Origin of the sequence: Streptomyces sp. AK02-01A (assembly GCF_033795305.1) — a bacterium.
Taxonomy (GTDB): Bacteria; Actinomycetota; Actinomycetes; order Streptomycetales; family Streptomycetaceae; genus Streptomyces.
Genome location: NZ_JARBAE010000020.1, coordinates 99,251 through 112,550, shown reverse-complemented (window position 1 = coordinate 112,550; position 13,300 = coordinate 99,251). Strand labels below are relative to the sequence as shown.

At 71.4% G+C, this 13,300-nt stretch carries 13 protein-coding genes and 1 riboswitch; of the genes, 6 read left to right on the top strand and 7 right to left on the bottom strand.

Translation table 11 applies throughout. From position 1 onward, the window contains the following. Positions 1-92 precede the first annotated feature (92 nt). On the top strand, positions 93-725 hold the full coding sequence (locus PV679_RS19985; protein ID WP_319681682.1) for a sulfite oxidase-like oxidoreductase: 633 nt from the start codon (positions 93-95) through the stop codon (positions 723-725). Between the two features lie 25 nt (positions 726-750). Here PV679_RS19985 and PV679_RS19980 read toward each other — a convergent pair whose 3' ends face one another. From PV679_RS19980 to thiO, 5 genes are all read right to left on the bottom strand, one after another. After that, a complete protein-coding gene (locus tag PV679_RS19980; protein WP_319681681.1) occupies positions 751-1,602 on the bottom strand; it encodes a deoxyribonuclease IV in 852 nt (283 codons plus the stop codon). Positions 1,603-1,609: 7 nt separating this feature from the next. Next, positions 1,610-3,553, bottom strand: coding sequence for a Stk1 family PASTA domain-containing Ser/Thr kinase (pknB, locus tag PV679_RS19975; protein ID WP_319681680.1), 1,944 nt, complete (start codon positions 3,551-3,553; stop codon positions 1,610-1,612). A gap of 177 nt (positions 3,554-3,730) precedes the next feature. Further along, positions 3,731-4,552 (bottom strand): thiazole synthase, encoded by an 822-nt coding sequence (locus PV679_RS19970; RefSeq protein ID WP_319681679.1) that lies wholly within the window; start codon positions 4,550-4,552, stop codon positions 3,731-3,733. 6 nt (positions 4,553-4,558) lie between these two features. Beyond that, complete coding sequence (gene thiS, locus PV679_RS19965; RefSeq protein WP_319681678.1) at positions 4,559-4,783, bottom strand: sulfur carrier protein ThiS; 225 nt, start codon at positions 4,781-4,783, stop codon at positions 4,559-4,561. After that, entirely contained in the window at positions 4,780-5,976 is a 1,197-nt protein-coding gene (gene thiO / locus PV679_RS19960; RefSeq protein ID WP_319681677.1) for a glycine oxidase ThiO, read from the bottom strand. Before thiO ends, thiS begins: the two co-directional genes overlap by 4 nt. After that, positions 5,974-6,087, bottom strand: a riboswitch (TPP riboswitch). Its footprint overlaps the gene before it by 3 nt. Before the next feature lie 110 nt (positions 6,088-6,197). Between thiO and PV679_RS19955 the strand changes: the two genes are divergently transcribed. From PV679_RS19955 to PV679_RS19935, 5 genes are all read left to right on the top strand, one after another. Then, on the top strand, positions 6,198-7,463 hold the full coding sequence (locus PV679_RS19955) for an NAD(P)/FAD-dependent oxidoreductase (protein ID WP_416069755.1): 1,266 nt from the start codon (positions 6,198-6,200) through the stop codon (positions 7,461-7,463). 111 nt (positions 7,464-7,574) lie between these two features. Next, positions 7,575-7,940: an Rv2175c family DNA-binding protein gene (locus PV679_RS19950; RefSeq protein WP_319681676.1), complete on the top strand. Its 366-nt coding sequence runs from the start codon at positions 7,575-7,577 to the stop codon at positions 7,938-7,940. Between the two features lie 92 nt (positions 7,941-8,032). Further along, positions 8,033-8,695, top strand: a complete 663-nt coding sequence (gene thiE, locus PV679_RS19945; protein WP_319681675.1) for a thiamine phosphate synthase — start codon at positions 8,033-8,035, stop codon at positions 8,693-8,695. A gap of 158 nt (positions 8,696-8,853) precedes the next feature. Continuing rightward, the gene (gene metF, locus PV679_RS19940; protein WP_319681674.1) at positions 8,854-9,771 is read left to right on the top strand and encodes a methylenetetrahydrofolate reductase [NAD(P)H]; all 918 of its coding nucleotides are present in this window, start codon (positions 8,854-8,856) and stop codon (positions 9,769-9,771) included. Positions 9,772-9,822: 51 nt separating this feature from the next. Beyond that, on the top strand, positions 9,823-10,725 hold the full coding sequence (locus tag PV679_RS19935; protein WP_319681673.1) for a hypothetical protein: 903 nt from the start codon (positions 9,823-9,825) through the stop codon (positions 10,723-10,725). A gap of 22 nt (positions 10,726-10,747) precedes the next feature. Here PV679_RS19935 and PV679_RS19930 read toward each other — a convergent pair whose 3' ends face one another. Continuing rightward, the gene (locus PV679_RS19930; RefSeq protein WP_319681672.1) at positions 10,748-12,253 is read right to left on the bottom strand and encodes an NAD(P)/FAD-dependent oxidoreductase; all 1,506 of its coding nucleotides are present in this window, start codon (positions 12,251-12,253) and stop codon (positions 10,748-10,750) included. Between the two features lie 418 nt (positions 12,254-12,671). Continuing rightward, entirely contained in the window at positions 12,672-13,280 is a 609-nt protein-coding gene (locus PV679_RS19925; protein WP_319681671.1) for a TetR/AcrR family transcriptional regulator, read from the bottom strand. Positions 13,281-13,300 lie beyond the last annotated feature (20 nt).

Here is a 13,300-nt window from a genome sequence, read left to right as displayed (position 1 = left end):
GACCGTCCAGTAAGGGCGAGCTTAATATGAATTGACCGAATTGGATCGGGCCTGGTCATGACCATCCCTTCCTGTCTGTCACCATGGACGGCATGGGTCAGCCGGAAAGCCGGAAATATCACGAGCCGGAACAGTCCGAGCTACCACCGGGGCAGCGACTGCAGCGCGGCTGGCCGGTCACCCATTACGGGCCCGTACCCAAGTTCAAGCCGGACCGGTGGGAGTTCCGGGTCTTCGGCGCCACCGCCGACGGTGACAAGCACTGCTGGAACCACGAGGAATTCTCGGCGCTGGGCTTCTCGACGGTGGTCGCCGATCTGCACTGCGTGACGAAATTCAGCATGGTGGGGGCCGAATGGGGCGGTGTGCCCGCCCGTACGGTCCTCGAACTCGCACCGCCGGCGTCAAGCGTCACGCATGTCATGGTCTGGGCCGAGTACGGCTTCAGCTCCAATCTGCGGCTCGCCGACTTCGTGTCCGACCGTACGATGTTCGCCACCCACAAGGACGGCGAGCTGCTCACCGCCGAGCACGGTTTTCCGGTGCGGCTCGTCGTCCCGCAGCTCTATGCCTGGAAGGGACCGAAATGGGTCCGGGGCGTGGAGTACATGACCGCCGACCGCCGCGGCTTCTGGGAGGAGCGCGGCTATCACAACATCGGTGACCCGTGGGCGGAGCAGCGCTATTCCTACCAGGAGGGCCCGGGAGACGGTCCCGAGCTCTGACCAGAGCGCGATCCCGGTGCGGCGATCAGCCGTCGCGCAGCTTCTTCAGCCGCTCCACGTCCGACACATGTCCTTCCTTGCCGCCCGGTGTCTCGATCACCAGCGGAACACCCTCGGTCGCCGGATGCGAGAACAGCTCACGGAACGGCTCCTCGCCGATGTGTCCCATCCCGATGTTCTCGTGACGGTCCTTGTGCGCGCCCGCCACGTCCTTGGAGTCATTGGCGTGGATCAGCTTGAGCCGGCCCTCGCCGACCGTGTCCACCAGCAGATCCAGCGTCTGCCGCATGCCGTGCGGGCCGCTGAGATCGTGTCCGGCCGCGAAGACATGGCAGGTGTCCAGGCAGATGCCCAGCTTCGGATGGGAGTCGAGCGCCTCGAAATACGGGCCGAAGTCCCAGGTCCTTGAGCAGAGCGAGAAGCCCTGGCCCGCGGTGGACTCCAGCAGCAGGAACGGGTCGTCGTCGGTCAGCTCGTCCAGGAGCGGCAGCATCCGCTCCCGTACCTGGGCCAGCGCCACCTCGCGCGTGCGGCCGCCGGTCGCCGAGCCGGTGTGCACGACCACACCCAGCGCGCCTATCTCACGGCCACGGCGCAGGCTGTGCCGCAGGGACTCCACCGACCTCTCGGCGGTCGCCTCGGTGTGCGAACCGAAATTGATCAAGTACGGTGCGTGCACATAGGCAGGGATGCCGCCGGCCGCGCATTCGGCACGGAACAGCTCGTCCTGCGCCGGATTCCCGGCGGAGGTGGCCCAGGCCCGGGGATTGGCGACGAAGACCTGGACGGTCTCCGCGCCCAGCTCGCGGGCGTAGGCCAGGCCGGTCGTGGCGAGGCCGCCGGCCACGGGGACATGGCCGCCGACGGGGTTGCGCATGGCGTCTCTAGATTCCTTCGGTCTTGATGGTGATGGTGCTGCCCTCCGGCGCCTCGTCGCCGCCCTCGACGGACTGCTCGGAGACCCTGTCGTCCAGGAACGGGAAGCTGCGGTCGACCTCGACCTGGAAGCCCGCTCCTTCCAGCAGGCTCCTGGCCTCCTTGGTCTTCAGCCCCGTGACATCCGGGACGGAGACCATCCGCGGTCCCTTGGACATCGTCAGCGTGACGGTGTCGCCCCGCGCCAGCCGGGCTCCCTCGGCCGGAGACTGCACGGCGACGGTGCCCTCCTCCTCGGGTGAGTCCACCTGGTCCGAGGCGATCCTGACCTGGAGGCCCGCCTCTTCGAGCTCGGCGGTCGCCTCGTCCACGGACTCACCGGTCACGTCCGTGACCTCGATGGCACTGCCCTTGCTGACGACCAGAGCGACACCGGAGTCCGGCCGGACCTCGCGGCCCGGCGCCGGGTCGGAGCTGATCACCGAGCCCTGCGCCACATCGTCGTCGAACGACCGCCTGACCACTCCGGCGGCCAGCCCGGTCTCCTTCAGCGTACGCCTGGCGTCATCGAGCGACGTGCCCGTGAGATCCGGGACCTGGACGACCTCCGGGCCCCGTGAGACGACGATGGTCACCGGACCGTCGCCGCGCACACGCGCGCGGGCTCCGGGATCGCTGCGCAGGACCGTGCCGCGCGCGAAGGTGTCGCTGAAGTCCCTGGTGACCTTCGCGGCGAGTCCCGCGTCGGCGAGCCGGTTCCTGGCCTCCCGCTCGCTCTGGCCGAGCAGCGAGGGAACGCGGCTGAACTGACCCGAATTGATGTACCAGACTCCGGAACCGATGCCGAGGACCAGCAGCACGGCCACGATCGACGCGATCACGCCTCGCCGGGGCAGCGCTCCTCGGCGGGTCCGCCGGCCCGGTGAGGAGCGGTCCGGCGGCGCCGTCTCCAGCAGGCTCGTGTGCTCGACCGGCGACTCGCGCCGCGGCTCGGCGGGCGTCTGCTCGGGACGTCCGGCGAAGGGGCGAGGGATCACCGACGTACGGTTCTCGGCTCCGGTGCCTGTTCCGGGCCTGGCCCGCGGCGGTACGGCGTCGAGCTGGACGTCGGTGAGTCTGGCGCGGGCTTCGCGGGCCAGCGCGAGCAGCGCCACCGCGTCATAGGGACGGGCGTCGGGGTTACGGGCGGTGGCCGCCGCGACCAGCGCGTCCAGCTCGACGGCGAGACCCGGGACGGCGGCGGACGGCGCGGGCACGTCCTCGTTGAGATGCAGATAGAGCACCTGGGCAGGGGTGTCTCCGGCGTGCGGCTTGGCGCCCGTCAGCATTTCGTGCAGGACGACTCCGCAGGCGTACACATCGACCCGGGTGTCCGAGGCGCCGGACTCGATCTGCTCGGGCGCGAGATACGACACCGTGCCGAGGACGGACCCGGTGGTGCTGGTGACATCGCCCACGGCCCGCACCAGACCGAAGTCCGCGACCTTGACCCGTCCGTCGTCTCCTATGAGGACGTTCTCGGGCTTCATGTCACGGTGGACGAAACCGGCGCGGTGCGCGGCGCCCAGCGCGGCGAGCACCGGCTCCAGGATGTCCAGCGCGGCCCGTGGCTGAAGAGCGCCACGCTCGCGCAGGACATCACGCAGAGTGCAGCCCGCGACGTACTCCATCGCCAGATAGACGTACGCGCCTTGCGCGCCCTGGTCGAAGACCGCGACCACATTGGGATGGGACAGCCGGGCCACCGACTTGGCCTCGCGGATGAAGCGCTCCACGAAGCTGGCGTCGGCGGCGAGGGCCGGATGCATGACCTTGAGGGCCAGGACCCGGTCCAGCCGGATGTCGACGGCCCGGTAGACCGTGGCCATGCCGCCGACGGCGATGCGGGCATCGACGCGGTAGCGGCCGTCGAGCACCTGCCCGACGATGGGATCCTGAAGGGTCGTATCCACGTCGGCGAGTCTACGATCCGCGGCGGACACTCCCGAAGCCCTGGGGCAGACCGGACACACTTCCGCAGCCGAGCCGTGACAGCGGCGGCCCGCTCCTCGCGGGACGGACCGGGCCGGTGGCCGCGCGGTGACGGCGCGTGAGCGGTGCCCGTACGGCTGACCGAGGAGCGCCACGCGTCACACGGTCCTGACACCGCCGGTATCCGGGAACGCCGGGCGCTCCGGGTCCAGCGCCGCCAGTCCCTCCGCCGGCGACGACGCCTCCGCGAAGTGCCGGCGCGGGATACGGCCGGCGCGGTACGCGAGCCGGCCCGCCTCCACCGCGTGCCGCATCGCCTCGGCCATCAGCACCGGCTCCTGCGCCCGGGTGACCGCCGAGGCCAGCATCACGGCGGCGCAGCCCAGCTCCATGGCGAGCGCCGCGTCCGAGGCGGTGCCCGCGCCCGCGTCCAGGATCACCGGCACCCGCGCCCGCGCCACGATCAGCTCGAAGTTGTGCGGATTGCGGATGCCCAGTCCGGAGCCGATCGGCGAGCCGAGCGGCATGATCGCGGCGCAGCCCACGTCCTCCAGCTTTCTGGCGAGCACCGGATCGTCGTTGGTGTACGGGAGGACCGTGAAACCGTCGTCGACCAGCGTCTCGGCGGCGTCGAGCAGCTCGATCGGGTCGGGCAGCAGGGTGCGTTCGTCCGCGACCACCTCCAGCTTGATCCAGTCCGTGCCGAGCGCCTCGCGGGCGAGGCGCGCGGTGAGCACCGCCTCGCCCGCGGTGAAGCAGCCGGCGGTGTTGGGCAGCGCGCGGATGCCCAGAGAGCCGAGCACGGAGAGGACGGAGCCCTGGACCGCGGGATCCAGGCGGCGCATCGCGACCGTGGTGAGTTCGGTGCCGGAGGCGATCAGGGAGCGTTCCAGTACGTCGAGGCTGGGCGCCCCGCCCGTACCCATGATCAGCCGGGAGTTGAACGTGGTGGAGCCGATGGTGAGGCGGTCGTCCGCCATGACTGGTCAGCCTCCTTGGACGGCGGTGAGCACTTCCACCCGGTCGCCGTCGCCGAGCAGGGTGCCGGACCAGCGGGTGCGCGGGACGACCGTCTCGTTGACGGCGGCGGCGACGCCGGAAGGCGCGGGAGTGAGGGCCGCCACCAGGATGTCGAGCGTGGTGGCCGCCGCCAGCTCGCGCGGCTCGCCGTTCACGGACACGTTGACGATGTCTGGGTTCGTACGGGTCATGCGGGCTGCTCCTGACGTACGGACGCGGCGGTGGAGAAGCGCCGAGGAGTGAACGGGCGGGCCTCCGTGGGGAGTTCGCCCGTGGTCAGTACGGTGGCCATGACATCGCCGGTGATGGGCGTGAGCAGAACACCGTTGCGGTAATGGCCGGTGGCCAGGTGCAGGCCCGGCAGCGCGGTGGGACCGAGCAGCGGCGCGTTGTCCGGCGATCCGGGGCGCAGCCCGGCGAGGGTCTCGGTGAGCGGCAGTTCGGTGATGCCGGGGACCAGTTCATGGGCGTCCCGCAGCAGTTCGTACACACCGCCCGCGGTCACCGAGGTGTCCCAGCCCAGTTCTTCGCTGGTGGCGCCGACGACCAGTTCGCCGTTCTCGCGCGGGACCAGATAGACATGGCTTCCGCGCACCACCGCCCGTACCGTCCGGGACAGGAACGGCGCGTACGCGCGGGGCACCGTCAGCCGCAGGACCTGGCCCTTGACCGGACGTACCGGCGGCAGGACGTCTTCCGGCACTCCGTCGAGCTTTCCGCTGAGGCTGCCGCCCGCCAGGACGGTCTGGTCCGCGCTGAGCGCGCGGCCGTCGGCGAGGACGGCGCCGGTGGCGCGGTCGCCTTCGACCCGGAGCCGCTCGGCCCAGCAGCGGTGGAAGACCACTCCGGCCCGTTCGCACGCCGTCACCAGGGCCGCCGCCAGCCGGCGCGGATCGATCTGATGGTCGCCGTCCACCCGCAGACCGCCGCGCACGCCCGGCGCGAGCATCGGCTCCAGGCGCCGGCACTCGCGGCCCGTGAGCCACTCGGACGTGAGCCCCGAGCGCCGCTGGAAGGCGTGCAGCTCGCGGAGCTGGGTCCGGTCGTCGGCGTCGAGCGCCACGGAGAGCGCACCGCAGGCGCGGTAGCCGGTGTCCTGGCCGCTCACCGCCTCCAGTTCGGCGACGAAGTCCGGATAGCGCGCGGCGGAGGCGAGATTGAGAGCGAGCAAGGTCTGCTCGCCGTAGTGGAGTTCGGTGACGGCCGCGAGCATGCCCGCCGCGACCCGCGCGGCTCCGCCGCCGGGATCGGGATCCGCCACGGCGGTACGCAGCCCGCGCTGCGCCGCCCGCCAGGCCGTGACCAGACCGATGATCCCGCCTCCGACGACCAGCACATCGGAGCCCGTACCGCTGGTGCCGGGTTTCTCGTGAGACGACTGCATGGGCGTCCAGCCCCTCCCTTCGCCGGCATGACCCGGATCAGGTTCGTACGGTCGGAGGCCGTCTCAGCCTCCCTCTCAGCCCGGTGCGTCCAGGCTCCCGCGAGGTAGTGTCCGATCCAGACTAACGCCCCGTCCCCTCGCTCAGTAAGGGAGCGGTCACCGTGTCCCGTTCGCTGGACGGACTCGTCCTCGCCCGGGCGATCGGGCTCTAAGGTGATCAGGTGAGTGAGCAGCAGCGGGAAGCCCTGGAGCGGACGCACGCGGACGATGGACCGGCGGGAGAGCCGCGCGTGGTCATTGTCGGCGCCGGCATGGCCGGGGTGCAGACCGCCGTGGCGCTGCGGGAAAAGGGCTATCGCGGACCGGTCACTCTGATCGGAGCCGAATCGCATCCGCCGTACGACCGGCCGCCGCTCTCCAAGGCCCTGCTGCTGGGCAAGGCGGACAGCTCCGCCTTCGACATCGATTTCGCGGCGTTCTCCGTCGAGCTGCGGCTCGGACTCGAAGTGACCGGACTGCGCGCCGCCGAACGGGAGATCGACACGGCCGCCGGTCCCGTCCCGTACGACGTGCTGGTCGTCGCCACCGGCGCGGAGCCGATCAGGCTGCCCGGTGCCGAGGGCGTGCCCGGTGTACATCTGCTGCGCACGCTGGACGACGCGGAGCGGCTGCGTCCGGTGCTGGCCCGGCAGCACGAGATCGTGGTGGTCGGCGCGGGCTGGATCGGCGCGGAGTTCGCCACGGCGGCCCGCGAGGCCGGGTGCGCGGTGACGGTCGTCGAGGCCGCGGACCGGCCGCTCGCGGGCGCTCTGCCGGCCGAGGTCGCCGCTCCCATGGCCGGCTGGTACGCGGAGAGCGGCGCCGAACTGCTGACGAACGCGCGCGTGGCCGGGGTCGAGCCCGGAGCGGTGGTTCTCGCGGACGGCCGGCGGCTGAGCGCCGGCGCGGTGGTCGTGGGCATCGGAGCGCGGCCCGCGACGGACTGGCTGGGCGGCTCCGGTATCGACCTCGGACCGGACGGATCGGTCACGGCCGACGAGCGGCTGCGTGCCTCGCTGCCGGATGTGTACGCCGTGGGCGACTGTGCCTCCTTCCCTTCCGCCCGTTACGGCGAGCGACTGCTCGTGCACCACTGGGACAACGCGCTCCAGGGGCCGCGGACGGTCGCGGCCCAGATCGTCGGCGAGAGCGAGCGGATCTACGATCCCGTGCCGTACTTCTGGTCCGAGCAGTTCGGCCGGTTCGTGCAGTACGCGGGCCACACCACCGAGCGGTCGGCCTCCGCCGGCACGCTGGTGTGGCGCGGCGATCCCGCGGAGGCCGCCTGGTCGGTGGTGTGGCTGCGGGACGGGGTGCTGGTCGCGCTGCTCGCCGTCGGCAGACCCCGGGACCTGGCACAGGGCCGCAAGCTGATCGAGGCGGGCGCACGGCTGGATCCGGCGCGGGCCGCGGACGCCTCCGTACCGCTGCGGAAAGCCGTTCTCTGACGCTGTCGTCCCGGCTTCCGGCGGCCCTGGCGGCTCCCGTCGCCGGGCCCGGACGGCCACGACTGGGTGCCTCGGCTACCGTCTGTCAGTCCGGGATGGCACGCTTGTCCTGTGACCGAGATTGACGTAAAGATCGATGCTCTCGTCCCCGCCTGGCTCCACCTGCCCGACATCGCGGAAATGCTCGATGTCGAGGTGACGCGTGTGCGGCAGTTGGTCAAGGAAGGCCAGCTGATCGCCGTGCGCCGCGGTGAGAACAGGACGCTTCAGGTGCCGGCCGCCTTCATTGACGGCGGCAAGGTCGTCAAGGGCCTCGCCGGCACTCTGACGCTGCTGAGGGACGACAGTTTCACCGACGAAGAGATGCTCGAATGGCTCTTCACCCCCGACCCGACCCTGCCGGGCACGCCCGCGCAGGCGCTCAGCGAGAATCGCGGCACGGAGGTGAAGCGCCGGGCCCAGGCGCTCGCCGTCTGACGACCTCATCACCCGCGGTGTGCGGCGCCCCGTGATGACCGCGCGCGGTCATGGCGCCGCCGCACACCGCCGACCCAACGGGGGAACACGACATGTCCACGGCCATATCCGCGGCTCACGCACCGCTGTCCGCCGCCCGGATCTATCTGTGCACGGACGCCCGCAAGAGGCAGGCGGATCTCCCGGAGTTCCTCGACGCGGTGCTCGCGTCCGGCGTGGACATCGTGCAGTTGCGTGACAAGGGCATGGAGGCGGCCGAGGAGCTGGAACACCTCCAGGTCTTCGCGGACGCCTGCCGCCGCCACGGAGCGCTTCTCGCCGTGAACGACCGCGCGGACGTCGCGCACGCCATCGGGGCCGACGTCCTGCATCTGGGCCAGGGCGACCTGCCCGTCCCGGCGGCCCGCGCGATCCTCGGGGACACACCGCTGATCGGCCGCTCCACTCATGCGGAGGCCGAGGTGGACGCGGCGGCCGCGGAGCCCGGTGTGGACTACTTCTGTGTCGGCCCGTGCTGGCCCACTCCGACCAAGCCGGGCCGTCACGCGCCGGGTCTCGGCCTGGTGCGGTACGCGGCCGCGCGGGCCGGCGAGCGTCCGTGGTTCGCGATCGGAGGGATCGACGCGGGCAATCTCGACCAGGTGCTGGACGCCGGCGCCCGCCGCATCGTCGTCGTACGGGCGATCACCGAGGCCGACGACCCGGCCGAGGCGACCGCGGCCCTGGCCAAGCGGGTGGCGGAACGCGCCGGGTGACGCGTCCGGACCGTGTTGTCACGGCGGGTGTCCGGCGGTTCGCGATGGTGTCCTCCAGGGATCCGGCAGGCATCCGAGGCGTGGACAGTTAACCGACAATCCCGGCAAATGTTCCTTGTTCAGTTGGGAGACGGTGATGCCCTCGATAGCCTTCGGATATGGCCCTTGGCACAGCTTCGACCAGATCGGATCACGCGCCTACTGTGCGTGATCTGCTCGCGACCGGTAAAACCACGTTCTCGTTCGAGTTCTGGGCGCCCAAGACCGAGAAGGGCGAGCGGAACCTCTGGAACGCGCTGCGCCGGGTCGAGGCGGTGGCGCCGAGCTTCGTCTCCGTGACCTACGGCGCGGGCGGCTCCACCCGGGCGGGCACGGTCAAGGCCACCGAGCAGATCGCCGCCGACACCACGCTGACCCCGGTCGCGCATCTCACGGCCGTCGGCCAGTCCGTCGCCGAACTGCGCAATATGGTCGGGCAGTACGCCGACGCCGGGATCCGCAATATCCTCGCCGTCCGCGGCGACCCGCCCGGTGACCCGATGGGCGAGTGGATCGAGCATCCGCGTGGCGTGCGCTACGCCGCCGAACTGGTCCGGCTCATCAAGGAGTCGGGAGACTTCTGTGTCGGTGTGGCGGCCTTCCCCGAGATGCACCCGCGTTCGGCGGACTGGGACTCCGATATCCGGCACTTCGTGGACAAATGCCATGCCGGTGCCGACTACGCCATCACTCAGATGTTCTTCGATCCCGAGGGATATCTGCGGCTGCGCGACCGAGTGGCGGCCGCCGGTTGCGCGACACCGATCATTCCCGAGATCATGCCGGTCACCAGCGTCAGAATGCTGGAGCGGCTGCCGCAGCTCAGCACCGCGGTGTTTCCGGCCGAGTTGAAAGAGCGGATCCTCTCCGTCAAGGAGGATCCCGTCGCTGTACGCTCCATTGGCATCGAGTTCGCGACGGAGTTCTGCGCGGGGCTGCTCGCCGAGGGTGTGCCCGGGCTGCACTTCATTACACTCAACAACTCCACGGCGACGCTCGAAATCTACGAGAATCTCGGACTGCACGAGCAGTCGTGACCGGCCGTATCCGCCCTGTCCCGGGGCGGTGGCCGCAGGAGAGGGGCGGGCATGGGCTGGACGGTCCTCTACATCGCATTCGGCATCGTGGCGCTGTGGCTGCTCGGCGAGGTGCTGTTGCAGTACAAGGCGCGGCTGCGCTGGCGGTTGCTCGCCTTCGCCGGGTTCATGTGCGTGGTGCTCGGTGTCCTGATGCCCTCCGTCTTCGTCATCGCGCTGGGCGCGATCGCGTTCGCGGCCGGCCAGACCTATGTGACGCTGTCCTTCCGCCGCGGCTTCTCGACGGGCTGGGCGATCGGCGGCAGCCCGGGAGCCAGCCGGCGCCGCAGGGCCGGGAGCGGTCCGGCCGCCGAGCGTGAGCCCAGCCTTGAGGTCTCGGACCTGGAGTACGAGCCGGCGGCTCCGGCCGCGCAGCCCGCCTCGGTGTACGAACCGGAGCCGCTGCCCGACGACACCGGGCAGTACGGCGTGTACAACGACGCGCCCCACGAGCCGAGTCAGCCGCCCCGCCAGGACGAATACGGCAACGCCGGCTACCACGCCTATCCCGGCTACGAGGAGCAGGCGGGCCGGGAGACCTACGCGGCGCAGGACGCCTACGCGAGCCAGGACGCCTACCACTCCGGTCAGCACACGTACCAGGGCCAGGACGCGTACGCGGCCCAGGACGGCTACGCGAATCAGTACGACTACGGAAACGGCCAGCAGCAGTACGCCGCCTACTCCGATCCGTATGTCGGCTCGGCCAACGGCGGCCAGGAGTACGGCTCGTACGACGGCGGGCAGCAGTACGCCGACCCGTACGGCGGCCAGCAGTACGGCGCCGAGACACCGCCCGGCGGGGTCTGGGTCCCGCAGCAGCGCGACGGGGAGCAGAGCCCGCCGATACCGCAGGAACAGCCCCAGCGTTACGACTACGACCCCGGCTACAACGACCAGCAGTACCGCTACTGACATACCGTCAGCGCACCGCGGCTCACTGTGAGCCGCGGAAACCGGCTCCCTCGACGATCAGTCCGGCGACCAGCGAGCCCGACATACCGGCGTGTGCGAGCCCGCCGCCCGGATGCGCCCAGCCTCCCGCGAGATAAAGTCCGGACAGTCGCGTGGTGTTCGCCGGATACAGCATCCGGCCGTCCGCTCCGGCCAGCGCGGGAGCGGGCACCGAGCCGCCCTCGGCTCCTGTTCGCGCCGCGGTGTCGGCGGGCGTACGGATCTCGCACCGGATCAGCCGTTTCCTCAGCTCCGGCACGGCCGCCTCGGCGGCGGCCAGCAGCACCTCCGCGTACCTCTCGCGCGGCGCCGCGGCGGACCAGTCGACCGGGCCGTGCGGGGCGACGGTCGCGGTGACCGTGACCGCCTCATGGCCCTCGGGGTGTGCCTCCGGGTCGTCGGGCCGCAGCACCGTGACCGTCGGCCGCTCGGCCGTCCGGCCTCCGAAGACCTCGGCGGCCTCGGCGCCGCCGTCGGGTGAGTGCACCACCGTCCGGTGCGCGGCGTCCGCGTCCCGCGTGCCGCGCAGCGCCAGCAGCAGCGTGAACCGTCCGGGCACCGGAGCGGACGCGGCCGGCCGCGGCCGTACGTCGCCGTCGCTCCAGAGGTCCCGCTCCACGAGGTGTGCCGGAGAGACGCCCGCCACCACCTGGTCGGCCGCCGCGACCGTGCCGTCCGCCAGCTCGACGCCCACGGCCGCGCCGTCCTTCTCGGCGATCCGGGTCACCTCGGCCCCGAACACGAACTCCACCCGCCGGGCCAGGCACCGTTCGTACACCGCGCGCGCCAACTCCCGCATGCCGCCGCGGACATACCAGCTTCCGAAGGTCTGCTCCAGATAGGGCAACAGAGCGGCGCTCGCCGGAGCGTGGCGCGGATCGAGTCCGTACGACAGGGCGTATCCGTCGAGCAGAGCGACGAGTCGCGGATCCGCCAGTTCCCAGGCGCCGATCTCGCCGACCGTGGCCGCCTGGCGGGCACCGCGCAGCAGCCGCCGCTGCCGTGGTGCCGGATACGGATCGCGGCCGAGCGTCCGCCAGTCGGCCCACAGTGGCTCTTCGAGCAGCGGCCGGCGCGAGCGGTCCCAGGCGTCCCGGGCCCGGCCGAGGAACGCGCCCCAGCGCTCGCCGGCGCCCGCGCCCAGTGCCGCGTCCAGGGCGGAGACCACACCGGCGCGCGACGCGTTCGGCAGCAGGACATCGGTGCCGTCGGCGAAGACATGCCGGCTCGCCGGGTCGACCTGGTCGAGCCGGACGCTCTCCTCCAGGGACTCCCGGCCGGTCTTGACGAACAGATCGCGGTAGACGGCGGGAAGATGCAGCAGACCGGGCCCGGTGTCGAAAACGAAGCCGTCCCGCTCGAACCGGCCCACCGATCCGCCATAGGTCGCCGAGCGCTCGTACACCGTCACGCGCCGGCCTGCCACGGCCAGCCGGGCGGCCGCCGCCATGGCGCCCATCCCGGCGCCGATCACCGCAATCCGTGCCATGTCAGTGACCTTATCCGCCGTCCCGGCGCGCTCGTGACGCCCCCCGCGACGCCGGGACCGGGCCGCCGTGCCGGCCGCCCGGCGGCGGCGAGCGCGGTGGCCTGAGTACCCGTACCTAGTGGCGGAGATGAGTAGGGACGCGGATGGGGCGCCGTCCGTATCGACGGAAGAGTGGAGACCACGGAAGGGGCGCGGCGCCGGTACCGCCGGCACGGGGCGGCGGAACGGCGCGGCTCCCCTGACGGAACGGGGGTGCGCGACGGAGAGCCCAGCGACCACGGGGGATCACGGGGAAGCGGGCTCTCCGGCATCGCGCGCAAACGGGTACGGGGTACCACGCGGGAGGCGCCGGTCCGATGTGACTCAGGAGATCCGAGTCACACCGGACCGGCGCGCTTGTGTGCCGCGCGGGCCGGCGTCAGCGACCGCCGACCCGGCCGTGCAGCAGTCGCGAGAGCGCCGCGTGCACCTCGTCGAGCGACCGCTCCGGCTGGAACGCCTGCCAGTCCAGGGCCGCCACCAGCACCATCCCGACCAGTGCCGCCGCCGTCAGCGGAATGTCGATCTCGTCGCTCAGCTCACCGCCCTCGACAGCGCCTCTGAGGACCGACTCGACGACCGCGACGGCTTCCTGACGTACCACCAGCAGTGTCGACTGCCAGGCCCGGTTGGTGCGCCAGAGTTCGGCGACATAGAGCTGGGTGAAGGCCGGATAGCGGTCGATGAAGACCAGCCCGGCCCTGATCATCGCGTCCAGCGCCTCGACCCGGCTGCCGCCGCGCTCCGCGGTCCCGTCGGCCGCGGTCCGCAGGGAGGAGGTGAGCAGCCCGACGCCGTGCCGGAGCAGCTCCTCGAACAGCTCGGTCTTGCTCTTGAAGTTGTAGTAGACCGTGCCCTTGGCGACCCCGGCGCGCTCGGCGATCTCGTCCACCGTCGTCGCCGAGAAGCCCTGTTCGGCGATGAGCGTGACGGCTGCCTCGTAGAGCTTCTGGCGGGTGGCCCGGCGGCGGGTGCTGCTGCTGTCCATGGCGACGATTCTCACAGGTC